This window comes from Pseudobacillus sp. FSL P4-0506 (genome assembly GCF_038003025.1).
Taxonomy (GTDB): domain Bacteria; phylum Bacillota; class Bacilli; order Bacillales; family Domibacillaceae; genus Pseudobacillus.
This window is the reverse complement of the sequence record NZ_JBBOOI010000001.1, coordinates 551023-573349: the sequence shown is the minus strand read 5'-3', so window position 1 is coordinate 573349 and position 22327 is coordinate 551023. Positions and strand designations below refer to the sequence as shown.

Here is a 22327-nt window from a genome sequence, read left to right as displayed (position 1 = left end):
TACCTATAATACTTTTAAGTTCCTATAGTACTTTCAAGTGCGTACTTCCCTAATACTTTCATATATACCATAATAACATTTATCGGTTGAGTGTCGTGTAATTATTTTTTATTTTACTTAAAACAAGACCGTTCATGCATGACTAAATGATGAAGGAGGATCACCATGTCTTTAGATAAAAAACAAAGTACATTAGCACTTTTAGCCTTAGCCATCAGTGCATTTGCCATAGGAACAACAGAATTTATCAGTGTAGGTCTATTGCCATTAATAGCGAATGATTTGCAAATATCTGTTACAACAGCAGGCTTAACCGTTTCCTTATATGCATTAGGAGTAACATTCGGGGCACCGGTTTTAACATCCATTACTTCTAGTATGTCACGAAAATCATTACTGCTTTGGATTATGGTCATTTTTATTATAGGCAATAGTATGGCTGCTAGTGCGACAAGCATTGGTATGTTGCTTGTTGCCCGCATTCTTTCTGCCTTTTCGCATGGAGTTTTTATGTCCATTGGCTCTACCATTGCGGCAGATTTAGTGCCAGAAAACAGAAGAGCTAGTGCCATATCCATTATGTTTTCCGGACTTACAGTAGCCACTGTAACAGGCGTACCATTGGGAACATTTATTGGCCAACAGTTTGGTTGGAGAATGGCTTTTCTCATTATTATTGGCGTCGGTGTTGTTGCCTTAATCGCGAATAGCATCCTGGTTCCATCTAGTTTACGAAAAGGGACTCGCACCACACTTCGGGACCAATTCAAATTAGTGACAAATGGCCGCCTATTACTTTTATTTACAATTACTGCTCTAGGCTATGGAGGAACCTTCGTTGTCTTTACTTATCTATCTCCCATGCTGCAGGAAATAACAGGATATAAAGAAGGAACCGTCGCTGTCATTCTTCTTGTATATGGCATTGCGATCGCGATTGGCAACATGACAGGTGGAAAGTTATCTAATCGCAAGCCGATTCTGGCATTGTTTTACATGTTCATTGTACAAGCGGTGATACTGTTTATATTGATGTTTACGGCGCCATTTAAAATAGCAGGATTGATTACCATTTTCTTCATGGGACTTCTAGCTTTTATGAATGTGCCAGGATTACAAGTGTATGTAGTCATGTTAGCGGAACGATTTGTACCGACTGGAGTAGACGTAGCGTCAGCCATCAATATTGCTGCATTTAATGCGGGAATTGCCATTGGCTCCTATTTAGGTGGCATGATCACAGACTCTATTGGCTTAATTCATACTTCTTGGGTCGGAGCACTTATGGTATTGATTGCTGCTATCCTTACGGGTTGGAGTGTCTCCCTTGAAAGAAAAGATCAAAAAGGGAATGAACTAAAGGAGGTGGTTTCCTAAGAATCGATAAATGACATGACCAAATATAGAATGATCTCATTTCTTATAATAAAAAGTGGAGGTTTATTTATAATGATTAAAAACTTACAAGATACAACTACTTTGCATAACGGGGTAAAAATGCCTTGGCTTGGAATTGGGGTGTTTAAAGTAGAAGAAGGGCCTGAACTAGTTAACGCTGTGAAATTGGCCATTAAACACGGGTACCGTAGCATTGACACGGCAGCCATTTATGAAAATGAAGAAGGAGTTGGCCAAGCGATCCGAGAAGGGATAAAAGAAGCCAATATCTCTAGAGAAGAACTATTTGTAACATCGAAAGTTTGGAATTCTGATCTAGGCTACGAATCCACTATAGCTGCTTATGAAACAAGCCTAAAGAAACTGGGTCTTGAGTATCTAGATCTATATCTTATACACTGGCCTGTAGAAGGTAAATACAAGGAAGCTTGGCGTGCATTAGAGACTCTTTATAAAGAAGGAAGAGTAAAGGCCATTGGAGTAAGTAACTTCCAAATCCACCATCTTGAAGACTTAATGGCTGATGCCGAAATTAAACCGATGATCAATCAAGTAGAATACCATCCACGTTTAAGTCAGAAAGAAGTTCAAGCCTTTTGTCAAGAACAGGGAATCCAGCTAGAAGCTTGGTCACCTTTAATGCAAGGCCAATTATTAGATAATCCAGTCTTACAAGAGATTGCAAATAAGCATAATAAGTCCATTGCACAAGTTATTTTACGATGGGATTTACAAAATGGCGTTGTCACCATTCCAAAATCTACGAAAGAACATCGAATTGTTGAAAACTCAACTGTCTTCGACTTTGAACTAACGAAAGAAGAGATGGAGCAAATTAACGACCTAAATCAAAATCATCGAGTAGGACCAGACCCTGACAACTTTGACTTTTAAATAAAAACGAGCATAAGAACAGGCACTTTTCCTCTGATAAATGCACTGCACCCCAATTGTTAGACACATCTATCAATTGGCGGTGTAGTTTTTTATCGCTGCATATACTTTAGAATAAAATGAACCAATGCCCATTCGTTCATAAATTTATGATACGGTTCAGCATAATATTAGTAACTGATCCTATTGAGACTGTTCAGGAAGTGGCAGCCTCTCCATCTAGAAATGAATGAATCGCTTCTTTATTTTTATCAAACTCAATATCTAAAGTCATTCCTACATTCTCATATCTTACATCTGTATAAGAGCCATCAATCGGAATCGTTAGCGTTTCAATTCTATCAGGCCGATGTAAAGCAAAATCTTTCATTAAATTGATAAGATCAGCACCTTGAAGATTCGTCTGAATATAAGGCTGGACAGTTCCGATGAGCTTTGGAAGCTTCATCGCGCCATTTGTGCTTAGAATCTCGTCTTTTAAAGCATTAATGACTTCCTGCTGGCGTTTTACTCGTCCAAAATCTGATTCTGCATCCTTGCGAAAACGGGCATATCCTAATAATTCTTTTCCATTTAACCTTTGTAAGCCAGGCTTCAATGTGACACCAATATTTGCTGACATTTTCTTAGGAACATTTATTTCAATGCCATTAGGAGCAAGCGTATCAACCACACTTTCAAAACCTTTAAAATCAATCAAGGCATAATACTCAATATCTAAGTCGAAGTCCTTTTTTAACGTTTGGCGCAATAATTCCGGGCCACCTAAATAAAAAGCCGTATTCATTTTATAATTTCGATACCCCGGAATTTCGGTATAAATATCCCGCATGATAGACACTAATTTTGCAGTTCCTTTTTTCCGATCATATTGTGCAACCATGATTGTGTCTGTACGAGATTTTTCCTCATCTGGACGTACATCGACTCCCAAAAGCAACACATTTACCTTGTCGAGATTTTTCTTTCCATTAAACTCAAATTCCTGATCCATTGCGGGCCCGGCATTGTTCATGCCCTGTTGATATTGATAGATAAAATATCCGCATGCCGCTACAAGCATCATGAGCAATGTCGCAAGTACTTTTAAAAACCTGCTTTTTCTTTTCCTTTTCAAGCGTTTTTGTCTGCTCATTTTATATTCAATCCTTTTTATAGGCGATCATTTTTCTTGCTGTGCTTTACATTAAATGATCCATGGCATCTATTTGCTTAACGAAAGCCCATTCATAATCCAACCAATAACCAGCGCGTCATCTATATATCCGACTGGAAAGAGATAATCCGGAATACAATCAACCGTCGAAATAAAGTAGAGGAGCACACCTCCCATTAAAGCAAGTTCAACCTTCGTTCCTCTTCTCTGAGAAAACCCTTTATATATTTCCTTTATCTGACTAATAAAAGGACCCATGCTTCCTACTTTTTTTAGTTTCTCCTCAAATTTAGTCAGTATGGTTTCTGTTCCTTCTTCTGTTTGCGAAAATTGTTCGTATTTTACTAATTCTTGTTTCACGTCTTCAATACGGAACTCTTTATCCACTAAATGAGTGGATGCAAGAAGCGCCTGAATATGGTCAATCGAAGTATAAAGATCTGACTGCTTTTGGTCAACTGGATACCCCGCAGCCTTATATAATGCCGAGATAGAAACTCCAAGATGGTCAGCAAATTTCTGCAGATGATCTGGGGTTGCCTTTCGTTTTCCATTGATGATTTTTGAGATGACGGCTGTATCTACCCCGGTTAACTCACTAAACTTTCTCATAGATAAAGATCGTTCTTTCAACAGAGCTTTTAACATTGAACCTATTTCATTGCTTTTGTTTTCATCCCGCATACTCTATTTTCCTTTCTATGAACTCATCAGGCATTTAAAGATTGTAAGACAGCCCAATACCTACAAATATACAAATAACGTTGACAATTTGTCAACGTTATAGACGGACTCCTTTTAAATTATCTATTTAATCACTGGCATCTTGTCAACAGTTAGCCAAAAAGCTGGTTGGTTAATTTTTCAATCATTAGAAGGCGGCGTTTCCAGTGAGAAAAGCAAGTCCCAGTAGTTCACAGATCGCACACGGAAAGCGTCTGCCTGCATCAAAATCAACAACCAGATATCACAGGGCCAAACAAAAAAAGCAGTCTGTCTGCCGTTGAAGCATTGACCACTTTCCTAAAGATTCTTCTATGCTACTTAAACCATTCCCTATGAGACGGTTCGCCGTACTACACTTAAATCCCTACTTCTGTTTCCTGTTGCAGGACTTCTCATGTTGGAGCAGCCACTCTTTTCTCCACAGCCCTCCTGCATAGCCAGTTAATGTCCCATTAGAACCAATAATTCTGTGGCAGGGAATGACAATACTTAGCTTATTTTTTCCATTTGCACTTCCTACAGCCCTAATAGCTTTTTGATTTCCAATAGAAACAGCAATATCCTTGTAAGATCCCGTTTCTGCATACGGAATTTCTTTTAATGCTTCCCATACTTTTTTTTGAAAATCAGTTCCTTCAAATTGATAAGGAAATGTAAATTCATAGCGATCGCCTTTAAAATATTCGTCAAGTTGGTTATAGCATTCTGCTAAAACTGGAGGAGTGTCCGGTTGTAAAACATTCACCTTTTTATCCTCTTCAGAGAACAGAATAGAAAGGATCACTTCATCAGTACCAAGTATTTCGATTACGCCAATTGGCGATTCATAATCTAATTTATATTTTTTTGTCATATAAAGACCTCCAAAGATAAAAGGTAGCGTATGCCTGCCAGCCTTTCCATCCCAATGCTAATTCTTCAATTTCTTTTATAGTCGGCTTCTTCTTAAGTCCTAGCAGATTCTTCAATGCATGATGAAGTCCGACATCTGTTATTGGGAAGGAAGAAGTATCGTGTAGACATTTCATCATTACATAATCTGCCGTCCATGCTCCAACCCCTCTTATCGCCATTAATGATTTTTTTACTTGCTGGTAATCTTTTTGCTGGAGCAGCCATTCCTTTGTTAATTCGCCATTTGTCATGGCTTTCGCAATGCCAATAATATATTCAGCCTTCCTAGCAGAAAATTGAAGTTCCCTTAAATCATCCACACTTACAGAAGCAATTTTTTCAAATGAGGGGAATATCCAAAATATTTCTCCCTCAAAAACTAGGCACTCGCCAAAGTGTTCAACGAAGCGTCTCTTTAATGTGTAAGCAAATGCTAGATTAATTTGCTGTCCGATAATTGCCCACACTAATGCTTCAAATAAATCCGGTATACATATAATCCGTAGCCCATCATATTGATGAGCAAGTTTTTTTAAAATTTGATCTTGATGAGCTGCCCGATAAAACCCCTCTACATCCTGCTCCAAATCAAACCATTCCCAAATGTACTCCCCCACTTTTTGGCGAGAGGGACCAGAGGGAGTGCTTATTAGAAATTCAACCTTTATCGAATGATTGATGTATCCAATTTTACATAAAATCAAAGATTCATCCACTTTTATTAGTTTAACGATAGATTTCCCTTTCATTTGATGAAGCACTTCCTGATTGGACCTTCCTAAAAAAGTAAGACATTCTTCAAAATTAAATTCCTTAGGAGGATAAATCTCTATATAAGATCCATAATCAGCCCAATTCATTTAGGAATCCCTTTCGATATTCACTCGGTGAACAGTTTTTTAAGCTTCGAAACACTTTATAAAAATTAGAAGGACTTTGAAATCCTACCTCATAGCAGATCTCCAGATTCGTAAGGGCTGTACATTTGAGAAGATGGGCTGCTTTATCGATACGTATCTTTTCTAAATAAGTACGAGGAGTTTCAGAGGTTTCTTGTTTAAATAAGCGTTCCAAATAAAAGGGACTTAGACCGACTTCTGCCGCTATATCTTTTAATATCAGGTTTTGTTTATAATGATTGACCAGGAACGTAATGATGTCTCTGACAATCTCCATATGCGGGGATTGCTCAACTTCCGGCCGACACCTCTTACAAGCGCGAAAACCAGCTTTTTCTACTTCATTTATGTCGGTGTAAAATTCCACATTCATTTTTTTGGGTTTCCTTGATCTGCAGGAGGGACGGCAATATATTCTGGTTGTTTTCACGGCTGTAAAAAATAATCCATCATACTTACGGTCACAAGCCATAATTTTCTCCCACATCTCTTCGAATGAAAGATTAATAGTATTATTCACCATATTACATCACTCTCCTTCCTGCACTGGGGCGCATTTTCATACAAATGGGAAGTATCCATATACTCTACTAATTTACCAGCAGGCTCTTTTAATCCGGGGACAAGAATTTCACTAGCGCCACTCTCCACATACGCCCTTGCTCGTTCTATTGTTTCTATCAAAGGGTTTCGGCTTTGAAAGTAAGTATCTATTCTGGCGTTACTATAAAAATATTTATAATCATTATGGTCTAGCGCTACTCTTATTTTTTCTAGAAGATGAGCGTGCTGTAAAACCTCTCTTAAGTCCATTGATTTTTTCAATGAATCTTCCATATTGATGCCCGCCACCCCGACATCTGCCGTTCTAAAAACATTTTCTATAATCATGTTCGCGTCTTCGCTATATCCGGCCTCAATATCGGCTGAAACAGAAATTTTCACATTCTCTACTATAGTTTTGATGATTCCTAAATGTCTGTCAAATCCAATCCATTCTCCATCTGAAAATTCTAGTGAATTTGCGATACTCCAACTGGTCGTGTCAATTGCTTTGAATCCTGCTTTTTCAAGTATTAAGGCTGAAAGTAAGTCCCAAGCATTTCCTATGAATAATAATTCCTTTGAGGAAGGCCACTCATTGAATTCCTGAATCTTCTTCATTTCAGCTCCCCCTAATATTTGTTGGATTCATTTTAACAAGTAACCTCTCTCCAATTCGTCCTCATTCTTGCTCTTATGGTCTGTCTTAAGAGAACCTGGTAAGATACAAAAGAGATTTTATTTAAAGGTGTTATAATGGAGGGATCCGAAAAACGTAGGCAGTATCCCGATCAGATAGTGCTAGTAGAAACACGAACAACCATCTCAATAACAGCACTGAAAAATTGGAGAAACGTTCACTGTCTCTAATTTTGAGAATAAACATGCTTAGTTAATCGCACGCCATTTGTCAATTAATACAATCAAACAACTTGAAAGCAATGAAAAATAAAATCCATAATCAACATGAAGCAACTTGAATTTTTGCGGGTGATAGTTATGAAAGTTTCAATAGAAGAAATAAGTAAAGAATTGGCAGAAGAAATTCTCATTAGGTGTCATGAGGTAGATGATGAAATAAACGAAATCGTAAGGAAGCTGGAAACGGAGACCTTCATTGTACTCGGATATCAAAACGATAGAGTTCACCGTATCAAGCTTAGCGACATTTATTATTTCGAGGCAGTTGACGGGAAGGTTTTCAGCTACTGCAAGGATAACGTTTTTGAAGTAAAGCAAAAGCTTTATGAGTTAGAAAAGTTATGCAGCGAAAAAAACTTTTTTCGTGCATCCAAATCAACTATTTTAAACATAGCTAAAATTTCATCTGTGTATCCGTCCATAAGCGGCCGATTCGAGGCGGTGCTTGATAATGAGGAACGTGCTGTTATATCAAGGCAGTATGTGCCTGTCCTTAAAAACAGGCTTGGATTGTAAAAGGAGGGATGCATATGAAGCTTGCTGAGTTTGTACAAAAGACGGCGAAGAATTTCTTGATCATTTTTGCTTCCATCATCATTATTCTTACGATTTTACGACAGATATATTATCCCAACATGGACTTTGATTTAGAGTCGATCTATCTCATTATGGCCTTTTCATTTTTAAGCGCATTAACGGGATTTATTTTGTATTCTCCTCATGAGATAAGTGAGAAGAAGATGCGTATAAGAATGGCCCTTCATTTTGTCACTTTGGAAATTCTTTTGATTTCTCTTAGCCACATTTTTGGCATTGTGAATAGCATAGTAGATACAATCATCTTGGCACTGGAAATCGCAGCAATCTATATCGTGGTTCGTCTGTTATCATGGCAAAACGATAAAAAGGAAGCTCAAAAAATCAATGAAAAACTAAAGGCATTGAAAAAAGACGTTTATAAGTAGCCCAATACGATCATACATCGGCAGTTGTCTGCAATAGATTATGATGCGGTAAGCTTTTGCAGCTTACCGCTATTTTTGCATCTTATTTGCTCATAAATACAGCTTACTGTTTTTCTATATACATCCCTTCGGCTGTTTTTTATGATGAGTTCATAAAAAATAATCCAAAAAAGAAGGGGTAACCATTATGGGAACTTTACTATTATGTATCGCTTTGATTTTTGAGGTCACTTTTGCCATCTACTGTATAGTAACAAAGAAAAATTATAAAAAAATAAAGAATTGGCTGAGGATTGCTATATTTATAGCCTTTGCCATACTCACACTTTCATCGGTGATTATGTGGAGTTTCCGCTGGGTCCTGCTTGCCACACTGCTTTTCCTATTAGCGGCAACGGGCACGGTTGCTCTTATTCGTAACAAAACAAAAACACAAAAATACAAAACTTCTTCTATTGTATGGAAATCTATTTTTATGATTGTGATATTAGTATTGGCACTTACACCTGCCATTGTTTTTCCACAGCACCCATCACCGAAAGTGACAGGTAAATATGAAGTCGCCACTGCTGCTTACACTTATATTGACAAAAAACGTGTGGAGGAATTTAGCGATAAGGGGCAAAACAGATTTGTGAACGTGGAATTTTGGTATCCGAAAAATGCACATGGAACATATCCTCTTTTGGTGTTCTCCCACGGAGCATACGGCATTAAGGCAAGCAATACCTCTACCTATACAGAGCTTGCAAGCCACGGCTATGTAGTCGTTTCAATCGATCATCCGTATCATTCCTTTTATACTGCTTCAGCGGATGGAACGAAAACTTTCATCAACACAGATTATAACCGTGAAGTCAGCAATATCAATAAAGAAGGTATTTATACAAACGAAGAACTCTATGGGCTCATTCAAAAATGGATGAAACTGCGAACAGACGATATGAATTTTGTCATTGATACGATCCTCAAAAAGGCCAAAAGTGATAATGACTCCGTTTATCAAAAGATCAATACAGAGAAAATTGGTGTGTTCGGGCACTCGATGGGCGGCGCAGCCAGTGTTTGGCTAGGTAGAGTGCGCAATGATATAGATGCCGTTGTTAATATTGATGCCCCTTTCTTTAGCGAGCTTCTGTATAAGAAAGATATAGATGACTTTGTAGCAAGCAAAAAACCCTATAACATCCCGCTTTTCAACATTTATTCCGATGATGTTTGGAAACAGCTCGGCAGCAACTCCACTTATGTAGCAAACAAACTAGATAATCAAAACTTCAAAGAGGCCTATACAATTCATTTTCAAGGAGCCAAGCATTTAAGCTTAACCGATTTACCGCTCTTCTCCCCTCTGCTTGCGAATAGTCTGCAAGGCGGAAAGGCCGATATCAATAAATATTACTGTATTGAAACTGAAAATGAGCTAATCCTCAAATTTTTTAACTATGAATTAAAGGGCATTGGCCACTTCGCTCCGAAAGAAAACTATTAAAAATTAAAGGCTGAACCCTAAGGTTCAGCCTTAATCAAGCATTATTTCCACACTTCCTCCAATGTGCTTCTAAACAACTCATTTAACTTATGGGTTGGGTCCTTCCTTTCAGCAGTGAGCGTTTTAGCATATTCTTCGAGACGTCCAATCTCATTTTCTACAAAATCGGTTATCACTTGAATACGAGGTTCATGATCGAACTCATCACCTATTATCTTTCGTTTTAAAAGATGTTCAACCTCATTTTTTAATTCACCTTCTGGAATGATGTCTTCTACTAATTCATGAAAGCTAATTGGAGGTGTCATATTATAGGCCTCAATCCACTTACAAGCCAGTATAGGGCGCAGTACGTAGAAATACTTTTTTATTCTTACTTCCGGCCCCTGCAGGTAGTGGCGATAGTTAGTTTTCGCCATATTTAAATAATGGTACAAAATAGAATTTGGATAAAAAACTTCAGGTTCCAAAGATCTCATGCTATCGATAAATGAGTACTTTTGATAATAAATTATATTGCTTCTCAGCCATTCCAAAAGAGGCGGATTGTTTTTTCTAAAAAGTCGCAGCGCCTTTGTTATTTCCCAACCGCTAATATCTAACAAATCATTAATGGGCTCTTCTATCACATCTCTCTTGTTGCCAATTCCTTGCGGGTCAATAGAAAGATACCATTCTGGTCGGTGAATATAAATAAATCGGACATCAAAATCACTATCTTTCGAAGGAAATCCCCACGCTCTGCTTCCAGCTTCCACAGCATATAAAATCTTTACTTGTGCTCTCTCTTCTATTGCTGCTAATTTATTTTGAATGATTTCATTCATTGGTTCGCCTCCTTATAAAGTTAATCATGCTTAGAACTTTTTTAAAGTGTTTCTAACCATTCAGAGACATTTATCCTTTTCCAAATGTGCGAAAATAAGGGCAACTGGCACTGCTTATGAGAAATATACGCATAACCTCTCCTGTAAATCTGCTAAGACTTCTTGTGGCACTTCCCTGACCTTGATATCCTCACCTAGGAAAAGCAGCCAATTTGTCATTTCTGTCAATTCTTCGGAATGATTAACATTGATAAAAGTCTTTAGAATGGCTGTGGTTTGGTAAGGATTTGTATAGGAAATAGAAACTTTTAAAGGGTGGTATTTTTTAAATTGGGCAATCGCTTTTGGACCAAGTTCAAGGACAAGGTTGATTGCTTCCTCCTGCTTACTTAGTTTTTCTAAAATTTTTTTCTTGCTTACTCTTTTTTTCGTCGGGTAAGGTTCAGCATGAATAAGATTATCGACAGGAAAAATCCGCTTCTTTTCTTCCTTTAAGTCAAAGCCTTCAATCAGCCAAAGGCTTTTTTCACGGTAAAGGTGCAAGAGATAAATCGAATAAGACTTTACTACCTTCTCTTCTTTGATAGTGATCAATAAGTAGCTATCCAGAAGCAGGACTTGGATGAGTTTTTCCAACATAGGATGAGGGAGGTCTGACAGATCAAGCAAATCAGGATTATTCGGGTTGGTCCCTTCAAATAGCAAGATTTGATTTAAAAGAACGAGGGTCTCTTGCTGGTTTTCTGAGAGGAGACCTAATAATTTTTCAGCTAAAGACTGACGGCTCTTTAGATAGGGAAGTTGTTGATTTCTTGTGGCCATAAAGGCAATAAAAAGAGCTTTGACCTCATTGCTGGTAAAGCGAACATCGGGCAAGACAGAGTTGTGCATGACACAATATCCTCCATCCCTTCCAACTTCAGCGACAAGCGGCATTCCCATAGCCTCAATTTCTCTAATATCTCTAATAGCGGTTGAACGAGAGATATTAAATTCTCGCATGATTTCAGAAACGGTAAAGTGGGAGCGGTTGTTGATATACCGCATTATGGTGTTAATCCGTTCAACTTTTTTCATCCGGACTCCTAAACAGTATCATTTTTTGACATAATTTAAGGCTATCATATACCTATCAAGTGAAGACTACAAGTCATTTGATAAATCTAAAAAAGAGGAAGGTTTTGACTATGACAAATTATACCCTCGAAGAAAAAGACAGCTTTATCGTTTTAGGTTTTGGAACTGAGCTTACGAGCGACTACACAGACTCTGCTGGCTTAAACAAGGAAAAGGCCGACTTTTGGCAGGCCTTCAGCCAAGATGGAAGGCTTGATGCTTTAAAAGCTATAGCTATAAATGACTACGTTTTTGCCATGAACGAAGCTGTAAATAGCAAGATGATGCATTATGCTGGCGTTATGACAGAGGAAGCGGCACCAGAAGAAGCCAGAGTCATCCAATTTCCTAAGGGAAAATACTTAGTCGTGAAAGGGGAAGGGAAAACGGCCGGTGAATTGGAGAATAAGCTTACTGGCATTGCCTTTGGTCAAGTCTTGCCTGAAGCAAAGGACTTTGCTTATGTTGGCGGGCCAAATGCAACGGTTGAAATGGGTCAGCGAAACGGCTTGGTATTTGGTGAAATGTGGATTCCTGTTGTAGAGAAATAAAGGAATAAAAGGAGGAAGGAAAATGGCCTATGTCGTTGATTTTAAAAATGTTTCTACGGTTGGTGTAGAATCTTCACCTGTAGTAGACGCACTTGCTGGTTTGCGTGCTAATGAAGCCCGTTACTTTATGAACAAATACAAGCATGAATTTACGGTTGTGCCAGCTAGCGAGTCCTGTGAGACCCTTGATTATGTGAACCGGATTTTAAAAGAAGAACGGGATATTGAGTTTGCGGCCAAGCCTTTAGAAACGTCACGTTTTCAAGTGGAAAATATCAAAATGGCTTACGTTTTTTATGAGGATGGTCTTGTTGTCAACGTCATGTATACAGTTGATGTCCCTAAAAAGCGGGCCGTCGGCTTTAAGCTTTCTGAAGGGATGAAGGTGCCAAAGGAGTTAGAAGGAAAGTTTAAGTTTGCCAGGCAAAAGTCTAAACTAGCTGGAACCATTCGAGGCTCATTTTTTGTAATTAAAGGAGCCTATTAATGCAAGCAAAAGTGCAAATAAAGGAATTCAGCCATTTTTAGCAGTGGGTCATTCTTTTTCTTTATTTAGATAAAAAATCTAATTCAGTCTAGGAGCAAAATAAGCATTCATGCAACGAATGCTCACCTAGGCATTCAAATAACCAAACAGCACCTCTCCATCCAATTAGTGAGTGCTGTTATTTTTTTTGCAAAAATTTCATTTACTCATGGTACGGTTCACCATCATGCATCTAAATGAAGTTTTTAAACTGGTTTTCACTATTAGATTTTCATTAAAGCCTTCTCCTTACTCCAATAAATTTTTGTTCCTTGACTTCAGCCTCTTTCTTCACACTGAAAACGGGTTTCCAGCATATAGACATAGTCATCCCCGAATAAGAAATTTTTTTAAAGTGTCCATTATTCGGGTATAGTTCATACATGACCGTTACCAGCCTTTTTTGTATCGATTTTTAAATAATGAAAGGAAAAAATCATGGAATAAATGTTATTTGCAGTTTTTATAAAAACTCTTTATATCTCTTTCAGCATTTAGGGCATTCTGATTAATATGTGGTTGCAGAAAAATAATCTTCTAAAACTTATTACCTTTCGAAACCATTCTTAGACGAGCTTTTGTGTTACTTTTATAAAATATGGGCAAAATATCCATTGTAATCACAAATAAAAGAGGTTACTATTCTAGCGGTAACTTTACTAGTGGCAAATTCACTGGAAGCGTGCCCATATTGTCTAAATTCATCAGGAGGTTACATATGCGATATGTTATTTCTATCTTAGGTATTTTTGTTGTATTGTTTTTGGCTTGGTTGGCAAGCTCCAATCGAAAAGAGATAAAATTCAAACCAATTATTACGATGATTGTCATTCAAATTCTTTTATCATTGTTGCTGTTAAATACAGAATTTGGCTTAATCATCATCAAGGGCATAGCTGCTATTTTTAACAAATTGCTTGAATTCGCGAGTGAAGGGATTTCCTTTGTATTTGGCGGCATGGCGAACGAGGGAGAGGCTCCTTTCTTTTTAAATGTATTGCTGCCAATTATATTTATTTCTGCATTAATTGGGATTCTTCAGCATCTGAAAATCTTGCCATTCATTATGAAGGGAATCGGATTTTTATTAAGTAAAGTGAACGGAATGGGCAAACTTGAATCATATAATGCAGTTGCTTCACTGATGGTCGGGCAATCGGAGGTTTTCATCACATTAAAAAAACAACTTGGCTTGCTTTCGAACCAGCGTTTGTATACTCTATGCGCTTCAGCGATGTCGACTGTATCGATGTCTATAGTTGGTGCTTATATGACGATGCTGGAGCCAAAGTATATTGTCACAGCTTTAGTTTTAAATTTATTTGGGGGCTTTATCATAGCAACCATTATTAATCCGTACGAGATTGATCCAAGTGAGGATATATTAGAAATACAGGAGCAGAAAAAGCAATCCTTCTTTGAAATGCTCGGTGAATATATCCTTGATGGTTTTAAGGTAGCTATTATCGTCGGGGCTATGCTGATTGGGTTCATTGCATTAATGGCGGGATTCAATTATGTATTTGAGCTAATATTTAATATCTCTTTCCAAAAAATATTAGGTTATCTATTTGCTCCAATTGCCTTTATTATGGGAATTCCTTTCTCAGAAGCGGTTAGTGCCGGGGGGATTATGGCGACTAAACTGTTGACCAATGAATTTGTCGCGATGCTGGATTTATCCGGAGGCAATTATCACTTTAGTGACCGAACAATGGGAATTCTTTCTGTATTCCTGGTTTCCTTTGCCAACTTTTCGTCTATTGGTATTATTGTCGGGGCTGTCAAAAGTCTGAATGAAAAGCAGGGGAATGCTGTTGCACGTTTTGGCTTGAAGCTGTTATATGGCGCCACACTTGTAAGCATCCTTTCAAGTATCATTGTTAGTTTCGTTTTATAAAACATGCTAGGTAATCACGACGTGTTGGTCGTTGAAATGGAAAACAACGGCCGTGGAAAAGCAATCTATCCTCAATAATATGGTACTGGTTGCATTATAAATCCTTATGAAAAAGGCAGTGGGAGCGAACCACTGCCTTTTGCTAATAATGTAACCTCATTAACAGATCTTTAATTTTCTTATTAATTATTAATGTATCCTCAAATTTTTTCCTACTCTCTGCTAAAGCAATATCATGATAAAAAAGCAACTTTCATAAAAAATGCCTTTACGAAACACAGAGACAATTTAATACCCATTTACAAAGTCGGCGATTGTTTCTCTTTCATCTTCTGTAAGTTTCCTTTTTACGCACTTTTCGTATTCTGCGATGATTTTCTGTTTATCACCACCGCAAATATCTGTATATTTCGCAATGGTTCTAAGCTTAGCAGCTTCCTTATTAAATTCCTCTTTTGAAATCGGCTTTTGATGCGAAGGTATATATGTATCCGCGTCAAATGATTCTAACTCATCTAATAGCCGCAGCGTTTCCTTGATTGTATAGTTTTCTTTTGCGGAAAAAATATCAGGATAAATACAGTCACCAAGAAAGAGAATCTTTTCTTCTTCGATATACACGATTACTGAATCTGCAGCGTGGTCCCCTCCGACGTGTTGGACGATACAAGTTATCCCACCAAGGTCCATTTCCACTCGTTTTTCAAAAGTTAAATCCGGCAAGACAATCGTGATATCTCGGTGATCCGTGAATTCCTCCTTGATGGCCTTCGCACAAAATTCAATTTCCGATCCTTCTTTCACTCGTGCATCTAATGCCTCGTCTGACCATGAAAGCGGAATGAGCTTCTCCATTTCTTTTTTCGTTTTTTTGGAAGCCATAGAAACTGTATGAGATAATGCTGACAGACCAAAAATATGATCCCAATGCCAGTGAGTAAGAACCACCATATCAGGAGCAGGGACCCCTCTTTTTAAAAGTTCTTTCAGAAAGTAATTTGCATGATCTTCCGAGTTGCCTGCATCAATCATTAATGTCTTGTTATTGCCTACTACCATCCCTAGAATGGGCCGGTCGGTTAACGATATTGGAGTAATGTACCAAAAACTCTTACCTATTTTTTTAATTGAATGCATAACGGGTGCCTACTTTCTTTTATACTATTTTAAATCGAATAGCAGTTGTTTACTCATGGGAGAATCTTTCAAAAAACGGCCTCTATCTATGGTAAGGAGATCTGTGGAATTTTGTATTTCAACTCTTAGATATTAATATGCTTTAACGTATTTATTTACAAAATTAGCAAGATCCTTCAAGAATGATTTACTTTTAACTGTCGTGCACTGGGAAATTGTATAAAAAAATAAATGGGTTCGAGAGTCTTTTATCAATTCCCGAACTCATTTATTCTTGTTAATATACCCTATCTTTCCAACCTGCTTCGCTCTAATACAAAAATATAGAAACGATTATTGGGACGAAACCAGGCTGAAAATTTCATCTTCCTTTATTTCGTCGATTTGATAAACAGCTTGACCGAGTAACTTTGATGACTTTTGGTTATAACTTGCTTTTGTATGTGCATCCTCAACGATAATCGATTTATTTTTCATACGTTTCCTTTCAAGAACCGTTTTCACCATTTTATAAGTCCACATCTATGAAACCGTTATGCTTTCTTCAGTTTCCCCTGAATCATACCGATAATGGCTGGCAGCACAGAAATGAAGATAATGGCTAAGAGAACTGTTGAAAAATTGTCTTTGATAATCGGAATATTGCCAAAGAAGTAGCCTAATATCGTACAGATGCCTACCCATAATGCGGCACCAACCACATTATAAATCAAGAAATAACGGTAGTTCATCCGGCTCGCTCCTGCAATAAAAGGAATGAACGTACGAATAAACGGCATAAAACGGGCGATCAAAATTGTTTTTCCCCCATGCTTGTTAAAGAATTCCTCAGCTTTCATCATTTTATCTTGGTTAATCAATTTTCCCATAAAACTTCCATTTGAGATCGTAGTCCCTACTTTCCTGCCGATATGATAATTTACAGTATCCCCAATTACCGCTGCGGCAAAAAAGATAATGAATAATAAAATAATGTTAAATGCCCCCATCGCAGCAAGAGCACCGCTAGCAAACAGTAAAGAATCACCCGGTAAGAAAGGGAAAATCACAATTCCCGTTTCTACAAATACGATTAAAAACAAAATTCCATATGACCACCCGCCAAAGTTTTTGATGATTTCAACTAGATGTTCATCAATATGCAGGATGAAATCAATAATATTTTGAATGATTGTCAAAGCTGTACCCACTTTCATAGTAATGTAGTCTTTTTTATTTTCATCTACATATTATCAGAAACACATAAAAAATGTTTAATAAAGGAACACTTATTTGTATTTTTTATAGTAAAAATCGAAACAATTTTTCTCTGGCTCAAGCAAAGTATCATTCTATTTCGCACAAAAAAATGCTGCATTTTTAATCCCACCAAAAATACCATACGGAAGAATGAATAAGTGTTCCTGCAAGTGAATTTACTGTTCCCACCCCTTGCAGGACTATATCACCACAAAATCCAAACTGTTCCCACGCAAGTAATTCTGATTCTTCTTGTGTCTTAGGAGGATTTTCGACAAAAAATTCCCATACATCTGTGGTTACTAAAGCCGGAATAGCTCCATATTTTTCATACCAATATTTGAATACTGCCACTTGTTCCTCTGGCATAGGACATTCATTAAACCCTCCCATTGGAACCCATGCAGCTACCTCCCAAGGATGATCCGTGGGAACCTTTGCGATAATTATTTTCTTATTTATTACCTCTTCTATTGATAGAAAATGATCCGGCTGTTCCTCTAACGAGAACTCGCCAGTAATATCATCGTCATCTTCTTCCATGGACATCGCTTCATCAAGAAGTCTCTTTAACAAAGCCTTTACATCAATATCCTTTGATTTCTTTATGATACTCTCTCGGTCATCCTTTGAGTATCCTTCATCCGCCTCGGTATCAACGATTTCTAGCATCATCTCTGAAGGGATAATGATAAGTGGTGTATATCCTTCTTTCTTGCCTTCCTGGAGAGCTTGATGATAATTTTTCATAACACTTTTAACATCCTTCTCTTCAATTACCGAACAGTCGCAACCCAATTTAGCCTTTATTTTTTCAATATAAGCTTTCTCTTCTGCTTTTTCCTGAATTTGTCAAATATACTCACGTTCTTCATCTCCTATAGGCTTTGTTACCGGATAAAGATAATCATATTTATAAATCCATTGAAATACAAATATTTCCTCTAAGAAAGGAAACAATCTAAAAATGTTCGGTAGCTTTTTGGGGATAAAAAGATCACTAATGATGGTAATAGCGAATCGGATATATTTTTAAAAGCAAAAGCTAAAGATAGCATTGATAAAATTAAAATACCTGCTAAGAAATGGATAGTTTTTTCCTATTAGTTATTGACAAAAAACTAAAAAAATACTAAAGTCTTATATTGATAATGATTATCAATATCATTTTCAAGAAGATTGAGATGATACCTATTATTAAGGAGGATCCTAAGTTGAAAAAATTAATTATACCTTTCATTTTAATTTTGTTTCTTGTTCTTAGTGCCTGTGGCCATAGCACAAAGAGCGAGTCAGCAGGGGCTGCAAGTAAAGAGGACAAAAGCAAAACGATTACATACCAATCTGAAAATGGCCCTATTAAAGTACCTGCTCATCCAAAAAGAGTAGTTGTTTTGACTGGCAATGCAGGCGATTTAATTGCACTTGGTGTTAATATCGTAGGGGTGGATGAATGGGCTAAGAAAAGTCCATTATTTAAAGATCAATTAAAAGATGTTCCAGCCGTGTCAGATGAGAATTTAGAGAAAATTATTGAATTAAAACCAGATTTAATTATTGGATCAAATGATAATAAAAACCTGGATAAATTGAAACAAATTGCTCCGACAGTTACCTATACTTATAATAAAGTAGATTATTTAACACAGCACTTAGAAATTGGCAAGTTGGTAAATAAAGAAAAAGAAGCTCAAAGCTGGATTGATGACTTCAAAAAACGTGCAAATACTGTAGGAAATGAAATTAAAGCAAAAATTGGCGAAGATTCAACGGTAACTGTAATGGAAAGTTATGATAAGGATATGGGTATTTTGGGTGATAGTTGGGGAAGAGGCACAGAAGTTCTTTATAAAGCAATGGGTCTGAAAATGCCTGAAAAAGTAAAGGAGATGACAAGTAAAGAAGGATACTACATGATTTCTTTTGAGGTATTACCTGACTATGTTGGGGACTACCTAATTGTTAGTAAATACAATGATCAAGATAATTCCTACCAACAGACGGATCTATATAAAGGAATGCCCGCTGTGAAGAACGACCATGTAATTGAAGTGGATGGAAATGCCTTTATGTTTAACGATCCCATATCTTTAGATTACCAATTGAAATATTTTGAAGAGCACTTTTTAAAATAGTCAGAGAACCGTATGGACAGTTCTGGAAGTGACATTCAAATAATAAATTTTGTGTTATGGACCACTAGGTACGTCCTCGTGGTCTTCCTTGGATAGGTATTCTGTATGATTTAATTTAACCGTCTTACCCCTTCATCAATCATTTCATTCATATCTAAACTTCATTCAGCTGTAGATGAAGCAGTTGCCTAATTCATTACACAAGTAGGATTTTCCTTCCTAAATAACCTCGAGCTTCTATAAATAATCCTTTTTATTTCCCGTAAATTTTCCAATATTCCATCTAAAAAACCCCTTTTACTTATGGTAAGGCTCACCATTGAACTAAAGTGCCTGTCACTGCCCGCCTAATGTCGATAAATTCGAAAAAATACGTGTGGGTGACAGGCACATATTTTATTGACTCTTGATACGGATACTTGTTTTACGGGATGGCTTAATTTCTTCCTCCGCGAGCATTTGATCTGCCTTTCTTTTGTCTTTGTTCATTTGGCTGCTTATTCGTATCATTTCTTTTTTCTTTGTGCGCATTCGAGTCTTTTACCATATTTATTCCCTCCGCTATCCCTTAAAAATGTTATTCAGCAACAGCAAGTATTATCATAACCGAAATATGTTTGATTATTCAGTGGCAAGCAAACGTTTAGTTTAGCGAAATTTTAGCTCACAGCACTTTTTCTTCGGATACACCAATGACTTCAACACCATAAATAATAAAAAGCAAGCCAGTTTTTGTTTAATCAAAATTGGCTTGCTTTTACTATACTAGAAAAACTGCACTTACTTATGGTACGGTTCCCCCCGATTAATCCGAAAGCTCCGGTAAATCTGCTCCACTAAAATCAGCCTCATAAGCTGATGAGGGAACGTCATTTTTGAGAAGGACAGTGTATCGTTCGCCCGGTTCATCACATCTTTGTGAAGGCCGAGGGAGCCACCGATGATAAAGGCAATTTTACTTTTGCCGTATGTCGCAAGTTGGTCGAGATTTTTGGCGAGTTCCTCGGATGTTTTCATTTTACCTTCAATAGCCAGCGCAATGACATGGGTGTCTGGGCTGATTTTGGCAAGAATTCGTTCACTTTCCTTTTGTTTGACTTGCTCCATTTCTGTTATACTTAGTTCTTCGGGTGCTTTTTCGTCTGCAACTTCAATGATTTCGATTTTAGCGTAAGCAGAAAGACGTTTAATATATTCGGCGATTCCTTGCTTTAAATATTTTTCCTTCAGCTTCCCAACAGTTACGATTGTAATATTCACAGCATTTCCTCACTTTACAAACAGGTTGTCCACAAAACTATCCACATATCCACAAATCTGAATATTCCCTTTTATTTCAGACTGAAAATTTAGTCAAATTTTCTTTTTTACGCAAAATGACGACTTATAGCAAAAAAAATCGAACCATCTTGCATCAAATAGCCTAAAAAAAGAGTGAACCTGTGTATAAGTCGCCTTTTTTGACTTATCCACAGGTTATTTTTCTATTTTTCCGAAAAGTTATGCACATACTCACAATAACTATCCACATCTTGTAGGGGAATATTAGTTTGCTACTACATATTCTGCCTCGTTTTGACAATATTCACACGAGCGCTTTTCGCCTTCTAGCTTTTCAATTTTCGGAGCCGTTTCATATTCATCTACGATAATATCCAGTGCTAGCTCTGTATGTTCTTGACAGCAATAAATCATTCTATCCGCTCCTTTGCTTGTATAGTTTACCATGAAAAAGCGCAGAAAAGCATTGGGCTTTTCTGCGTCTTCTACTTACATAGACCCCTCAGTAGTGAGTGTCGTTGTCTCTTGGTGCAGTTTTCCATCTCGATAAAAATGCACGACCATTTTGTCGCCGACCTTTTTCTTTGTATACATATACTTACGAAGCTCTAAAATATCATGTACCTTTTGATCGTCGAGCTGCACAATAACGTCAAATTCCTGCAGTCCAGCTTTTGCAGCTGGTGTATTTGGATACACCTGCTCGACCATTGCCCCATCTGTAATATTTTTTGGGAGCTTCAATGTTTCCTGCTGATGATATGCTGGTACTTCATTTACATTTCTGAGCGTTACGCCCATCGCCGGACGAACCATTTTTCCTTGCGTTTCTAAACTATTGATAATTGGTTTAGCAAAATTAATGGGGATCGATAATCCAATTCCTTCTACCGACTGCTCGGCAATTTTCATAGAGTTAATGCCGACAACCTGTCCGGCAATATTCACAAGGGCCCCTCCGCTATTACCCGGATTGATGGCCGCATCTGTCTGGAGTACTTCCGCCTGCCAATCAACTTGCCCATCATTATTAATATCAACTGGGATGGCACGCTCCAGCCCTGAGATGACTCCCTGTGTCACTGATCCGGAAAATTCCAGACCGAGCGGATTTCCGATAGCAATGACTGGTTCTCCAATTTTCAATGCGTCTGAGTCACCAAATTCCGCTACTTTCTTTACACTTCTTGCGTCAATTTCAATAACGGCTAAGTCACTCCAAATATCTGTTCCACGAAGTTTTGCAGGGACTTTCGTTCCGTCTGCCAATGTAACTTCAAGCTGCTGTGCACCTTGGACAACGTGATTATTCGTGACTATGTAGGCTTTGTCACCGGCTTTTTTATAGATAACACCAGAACCTGTCCCGGCCGGCTGGTTAGATTCACCTTCCCAGAAGCTACCGGATTGAATATTTGTAATCCCGACGACTGCATCCTGTGCTTTATCAACGGCTTTCGTCACATCTGTGGTGACGTTAAGCGAAACATTTTGGCCTTTTGGCTGCTCCTTATTCGGTTCAATTTGAACGTTTTCACTTTGTTGTTCGTTTGGTAATACATCATAATCGGCCAGCTTAGGAAGCGCTAAAATTACAAGCAGTGCCCCTATAATAATTCCGGCCAAGCTGGCTAGGAAGTAGCCGCTCTTTCTAGGGCCTCGCTGATATCGACCATCAGCTCTGCCATCATCATAATAGCCCAAACACCTCACCCTTTCCAATACAT

General features: G+C 37.7%; 23 protein-coding genes and 1 pseudogene. 9 read left to right on the top strand and 15 right to left on the bottom strand.

Annotated elements, in window-relative coordinates; genetic code table 11:
- The first annotated feature begins 165 nt into the window (after positions 1-165).
- Positions 166-1377 carry an MFS transporter gene (locus MKZ02_RS02940; RefSeq protein ID WP_340851767.1) on the top strand — a complete coding sequence of 404 codons (1212 nt, stop codon included), beginning with the start codon at positions 166-168 and terminating at the stop codon, positions 1375-1377.
- A 72-nt stretch (positions 1378-1449) separates the two neighbouring features.
- Entirely contained in the window at positions 1450-2292 is an 843-nt protein-coding gene (locus MKZ02_RS02935; protein ID WP_340851765.1) for an aldo/keto reductase, read from the top strand.
- Between the two features lie 196 nt (positions 2293-2488).
- On the opposite strand, the gene MKZ02_RS02930 is transcribed toward MKZ02_RS02935, so the two are convergent.
- The 6 genes from MKZ02_RS02930 to MKZ02_RS02905 all read right to left on the bottom strand — a co-directional run bounded on the left by MKZ02_RS02930 (position 2489) and on the right by MKZ02_RS02905 (position 7131).
- Complete coding sequence (locus MKZ02_RS02930; RefSeq protein WP_340851763.1) at positions 2489-3427, bottom strand: LCP family protein; 939 nt, start codon at positions 3425-3427, stop codon at positions 2489-2491.
- A gap of 69 nt (positions 3428-3496) precedes the next feature.
- Complete coding sequence (locus tag MKZ02_RS02925) at positions 3497-4132, bottom strand: helix-turn-helix domain-containing protein (protein WP_340851762.1); 636 nt, start codon at positions 4130-4132, stop codon at positions 3497-3499.
- A 406-nt stretch (positions 4133-4538) separates the two neighbouring features.
- On the bottom strand, positions 4539-5027 hold the full coding sequence (locus tag MKZ02_RS02920) for a methylated-DNA--[protein]-cysteine S-methyltransferase (protein WP_340851760.1): 489 nt from the start codon (positions 5025-5027) through the stop codon (positions 4539-4541).
- On the bottom strand, positions 5011-5928 hold the full coding sequence (locus tag MKZ02_RS02915; RefSeq protein WP_340851757.1) for a DNA-3-methyladenine glycosylase family protein: 918 nt from the start codon (positions 5926-5928) through the stop codon (positions 5011-5013). The genes MKZ02_RS02920 and MKZ02_RS02915 overlap by 17 nt, the downstream gene beginning before the upstream one ends.
- Complete coding sequence (locus tag MKZ02_RS02910) at positions 5915-6490, bottom strand: bifunctional transcriptional activator/DNA repair enzyme AdaA (RefSeq protein ID WP_340851754.1); 576 nt, start codon at positions 6488-6490, stop codon at positions 5915-5917. The genes MKZ02_RS02915 and MKZ02_RS02910 overlap by 14 nt, the downstream gene beginning before the upstream one ends.
- A complete protein-coding gene (locus MKZ02_RS02905; RefSeq protein WP_340851753.1) occupies positions 6484-7131 on the bottom strand; it encodes an isocitrate lyase/PEP mutase family protein in 648 nt (215 codons plus the stop codon). Before MKZ02_RS02905 ends, MKZ02_RS02910 begins: the two co-directional genes overlap by 7 nt.
- 378 nt (positions 7132-7509) lie before the next feature.
- Here MKZ02_RS02905 and MKZ02_RS02900 point away from each other — a divergent pair, with 378 nt between their 5' ends.
- The 3 genes from MKZ02_RS02900 (at position 7510) to MKZ02_RS02890 (ending at position 9888) form a co-directional block, all read left to right on the top strand.
- Entirely contained in the window at positions 7510-7947 is a 438-nt protein-coding gene (locus MKZ02_RS02900; protein WP_340851752.1) for a LytTR family DNA-binding domain-containing protein, read from the top strand.
- A 14-nt stretch (positions 7948-7961) separates the two neighbouring features.
- Positions 7962-8396 (top strand): DUF3021 family protein, encoded by a 435-nt coding sequence (locus MKZ02_RS02895; protein WP_340851751.1) that lies wholly within the window; start codon positions 7962-7964, stop codon positions 8394-8396.
- Between the two features lie 187 nt (positions 8397-8583).
- Positions 8584-9888: an alpha/beta hydrolase family protein gene (locus MKZ02_RS02890; RefSeq protein WP_340851750.1), complete on the top strand. Its 1305-nt coding sequence runs from the start codon at positions 8584-8586 to the stop codon at positions 9886-9888.
- Positions 9889-9929: 41 nt separating this feature from the next.
- Here the strand turns inward: MKZ02_RS02890 and MKZ02_RS02885 are convergent, their stop codons facing one another.
- On the bottom strand, positions 9930-10715 hold the full coding sequence (locus tag MKZ02_RS02885; RefSeq protein WP_340851749.1) for a nucleotidyltransferase domain-containing protein: 786 nt from the start codon (positions 10713-10715) through the stop codon (positions 9930-9932).
- A gap of 114 nt (positions 10716-10829) precedes the next feature.
- Entirely contained in the window at positions 10830-11792 is a 963-nt protein-coding gene (locus MKZ02_RS02880) for a helix-turn-helix transcriptional regulator (protein ID WP_340851748.1), read from the bottom strand.
- 110 nt (positions 11793-11902) lie between these two features.
- Here MKZ02_RS02880 and MKZ02_RS02875 point away from each other — a divergent pair, with 110 nt between their 5' ends.
- From MKZ02_RS02875 to MKZ02_RS02865, 3 genes are all read left to right on the top strand, one after another.
- Positions 11903-12382 carry a GyrI-like domain-containing protein gene (locus MKZ02_RS02875; protein WP_340851746.1) on the top strand — a complete coding sequence of 160 codons (480 nt, stop codon included), beginning with the start codon at positions 11903-11905 and terminating at the stop codon, positions 12380-12382.
- Positions 12383-12404: 22 nt separating this feature from the next.
- Complete coding sequence (locus MKZ02_RS02870) at positions 12405-12869, top strand: phage tail protein (RefSeq protein WP_340851745.1); 465 nt, start codon at positions 12405-12407, stop codon at positions 12867-12869.
- Positions 12870-13626: 757 nt separating this feature from the next.
- Positions 13627-14808 carry a NupC/NupG family nucleoside CNT transporter gene (locus tag MKZ02_RS02865; RefSeq protein WP_340851742.1) on the top strand — a complete coding sequence of 394 codons (1182 nt, stop codon included), beginning with the start codon at positions 13627-13629 and terminating at the stop codon, positions 14806-14808.
- Positions 14809-15096: 288 nt separating this feature from the next.
- Here the strand turns inward: MKZ02_RS02865 and MKZ02_RS02860 are convergent, their stop codons facing one another.
- From MKZ02_RS02860 to MKZ02_RS02845, 4 genes and pseudogenes are all read right to left on the bottom strand, one after another.
- The gene (locus MKZ02_RS02860; RefSeq protein WP_340851740.1) at positions 15097-15945 is read right to left on the bottom strand and encodes an MBL fold metallo-hydrolase; all 849 of its coding nucleotides are present in this window, start codon (positions 15943-15945) and stop codon (positions 15097-15099) included.
- 375 nt (positions 15946-16320) lie between these two features.
- Positions 16321-16467, bottom strand: a pseudogene (locus tag MKZ02_RS02855) (IS5/IS1182 family transposase); the annotation flags it as partial.
- 11 nt (positions 16468-16478) lie between these two features.
- Complete coding sequence (locus MKZ02_RS02850) at positions 16479-17123, bottom strand: VTT domain-containing protein (RefSeq protein WP_259455651.1); 645 nt, start codon at positions 17121-17123, stop codon at positions 16479-16481.
- A 181-nt stretch (positions 17124-17304) separates the two neighbouring features.
- Positions 17305-17934, bottom strand: coding sequence for a DUF4253 domain-containing protein (locus MKZ02_RS02845; protein ID WP_340851738.1), 630 nt, complete (start codon positions 17932-17934; stop codon positions 17305-17307).
- Between the two features lie 464 nt (positions 17935-18398).
- Here MKZ02_RS02845 and MKZ02_RS02840 point away from each other — a divergent pair, with 464 nt between their 5' ends.
- Entirely contained in the window at positions 18399-19319 is a 921-nt protein-coding gene (locus MKZ02_RS02840) for an iron-hydroxamate ABC transporter substrate-binding protein (RefSeq protein WP_340851736.1), read from the top strand.
- A 780-nt stretch (positions 19320-20099) separates the two neighbouring features.
- Here the strand turns inward: MKZ02_RS02840 and rlmH are convergent.
- The 3 genes from rlmH to MKZ02_RS02825 form a co-directional block, all read right to left on the bottom strand.
- Positions 20100-20579, bottom strand: a complete 480-nt coding sequence (gene rlmH / locus MKZ02_RS02835) for a 23S rRNA (pseudouridine(1915)-N(3))-methyltransferase RlmH (RefSeq protein WP_340851734.1) — start codon at positions 20577-20579, stop codon at positions 20100-20102.
- A gap of 285 nt (positions 20580-20864) precedes the next feature.
- The gene (locus tag MKZ02_RS02830; protein WP_120035734.1) at positions 20865-21014 is read right to left on the bottom strand and encodes a CxxH/CxxC protein; all 150 of its coding nucleotides are present in this window, start codon (positions 21012-21014) and stop codon (positions 20865-20867) included.
- Positions 21015-21089: 75 nt separating this feature from the next.
- Positions 21090-22304 carry a S1C family serine protease gene (locus tag MKZ02_RS02825; RefSeq protein WP_120035736.1) on the bottom strand — a complete coding sequence of 405 codons (1215 nt, stop codon included), beginning with the start codon at positions 22302-22304 and terminating at the stop codon, positions 21090-21092.
- Positions 22305-22327 lie beyond the last annotated feature (23 nt).

Excerpts from the sequence above, each read along its gene's own strand:
- MKZ02_RS02940 (WP_340851767.1), top strand. The coding sequence starts at position 166 with ATGTCTTTAGATAAAAAACAAAGTACATTAGCACTTTTAGCCTTAGCC.
- MKZ02_RS02935 (WP_340851765.1), top strand. The coding sequence starts at position 1,450 with ATGATTAAAAACTTACAAGATACAACTACTTTGCATAACGGGGTAAAA.
- MKZ02_RS02930 (WP_340851763.1), bottom strand. The coding sequence starts at position 3,427 with ATGAGCAGACAAAAACGCTTGAAAAGGAAAAGAAAAAGCAGGTTTTTA.
- MKZ02_RS02925 (WP_340851762.1), bottom strand. The coding sequence starts at position 4,132 with ATGCGGGATGAAAACAAAAGCAATGAAATAGGTTCAATGTTAAAAGCT.
- MKZ02_RS02920 (WP_340851760.1), bottom strand. The coding sequence starts at position 5,027 with ATGACAAAAAAATATAAATTAGATTATGAATCGCCAATTGGCGTAATC.
- MKZ02_RS02915 (WP_340851757.1), bottom strand. The coding sequence starts at position 5,928 with ATGAATTGGGCTGATTATGGATCTTATATAGAGATTTATCCTCCTAAG.
- MKZ02_RS02910 (WP_340851754.1), bottom strand. The coding sequence starts at position 6,490 with ATGGTGAATAATACTATTAATCTTTCATTCGAAGAGATGTGGGAGAAA.
- MKZ02_RS02905 (WP_340851753.1), bottom strand. The coding sequence starts at position 7,131 with ATGAAGAAGATTCAGGAATTCAATGAGTGGCCTTCCTCAAAGGAATTA.
- MKZ02_RS02900 (WP_340851752.1), top strand. The coding sequence starts at position 7,510 with ATGAAAGTTTCAATAGAAGAAATAAGTAAAGAATTGGCAGAAGAAATT.
- MKZ02_RS02895 (WP_340851751.1), top strand. The coding sequence starts at position 7,962 with ATGAAGCTTGCTGAGTTTGTACAAAAGACGGCGAAGAATTTCTTGATC.
- MKZ02_RS02890 (WP_340851750.1), top strand. The coding sequence starts at position 8,584 with ATGGGAACTTTACTATTATGTATCGCTTTGATTTTTGAGGTCACTTTT.
- MKZ02_RS02885 (WP_340851749.1), bottom strand. The coding sequence starts at position 10,715 with ATGAATGAAATCATTCAAAATAAATTAGCAGCAATAGAAGAGAGAGCA.
- MKZ02_RS02880 (WP_340851748.1), bottom strand. The coding sequence starts at position 11,792 with ATGAAAAAAGTTGAACGGATTAACACCATAATGCGGTATATCAACAAC.
- MKZ02_RS02875 (WP_340851746.1), top strand. The coding sequence starts at position 11,903 with ATGACAAATTATACCCTCGAAGAAAAAGACAGCTTTATCGTTTTAGGT.
- MKZ02_RS02870 (WP_340851745.1), top strand. The coding sequence starts at position 12,405 with ATGGCCTATGTCGTTGATTTTAAAAATGTTTCTACGGTTGGTGTAGAA.
- MKZ02_RS02865 (WP_340851742.1), top strand. The coding sequence starts at position 13,627 with ATGCGATATGTTATTTCTATCTTAGGTATTTTTGTTGTATTGTTTTTG.
- MKZ02_RS02860 (WP_340851740.1), bottom strand. The coding sequence starts at position 15,945 with ATGCATTCAATTAAAAAAATAGGTAAGAGTTTTTGGTACATTACTCCA.
- MKZ02_RS02845 (WP_340851738.1), bottom strand. The coding sequence starts at position 17,934 with ATGAAAAATTATCATCAAGCTCTCCAGGAAGGCAAGAAAGAAGGATAT.
- MKZ02_RS02830 (WP_120035734.1), bottom strand. The coding sequence starts at position 21,014 with ATGATTTATTGCTGTCAAGAACATACAGAGCTAGCACTGGATATTATC.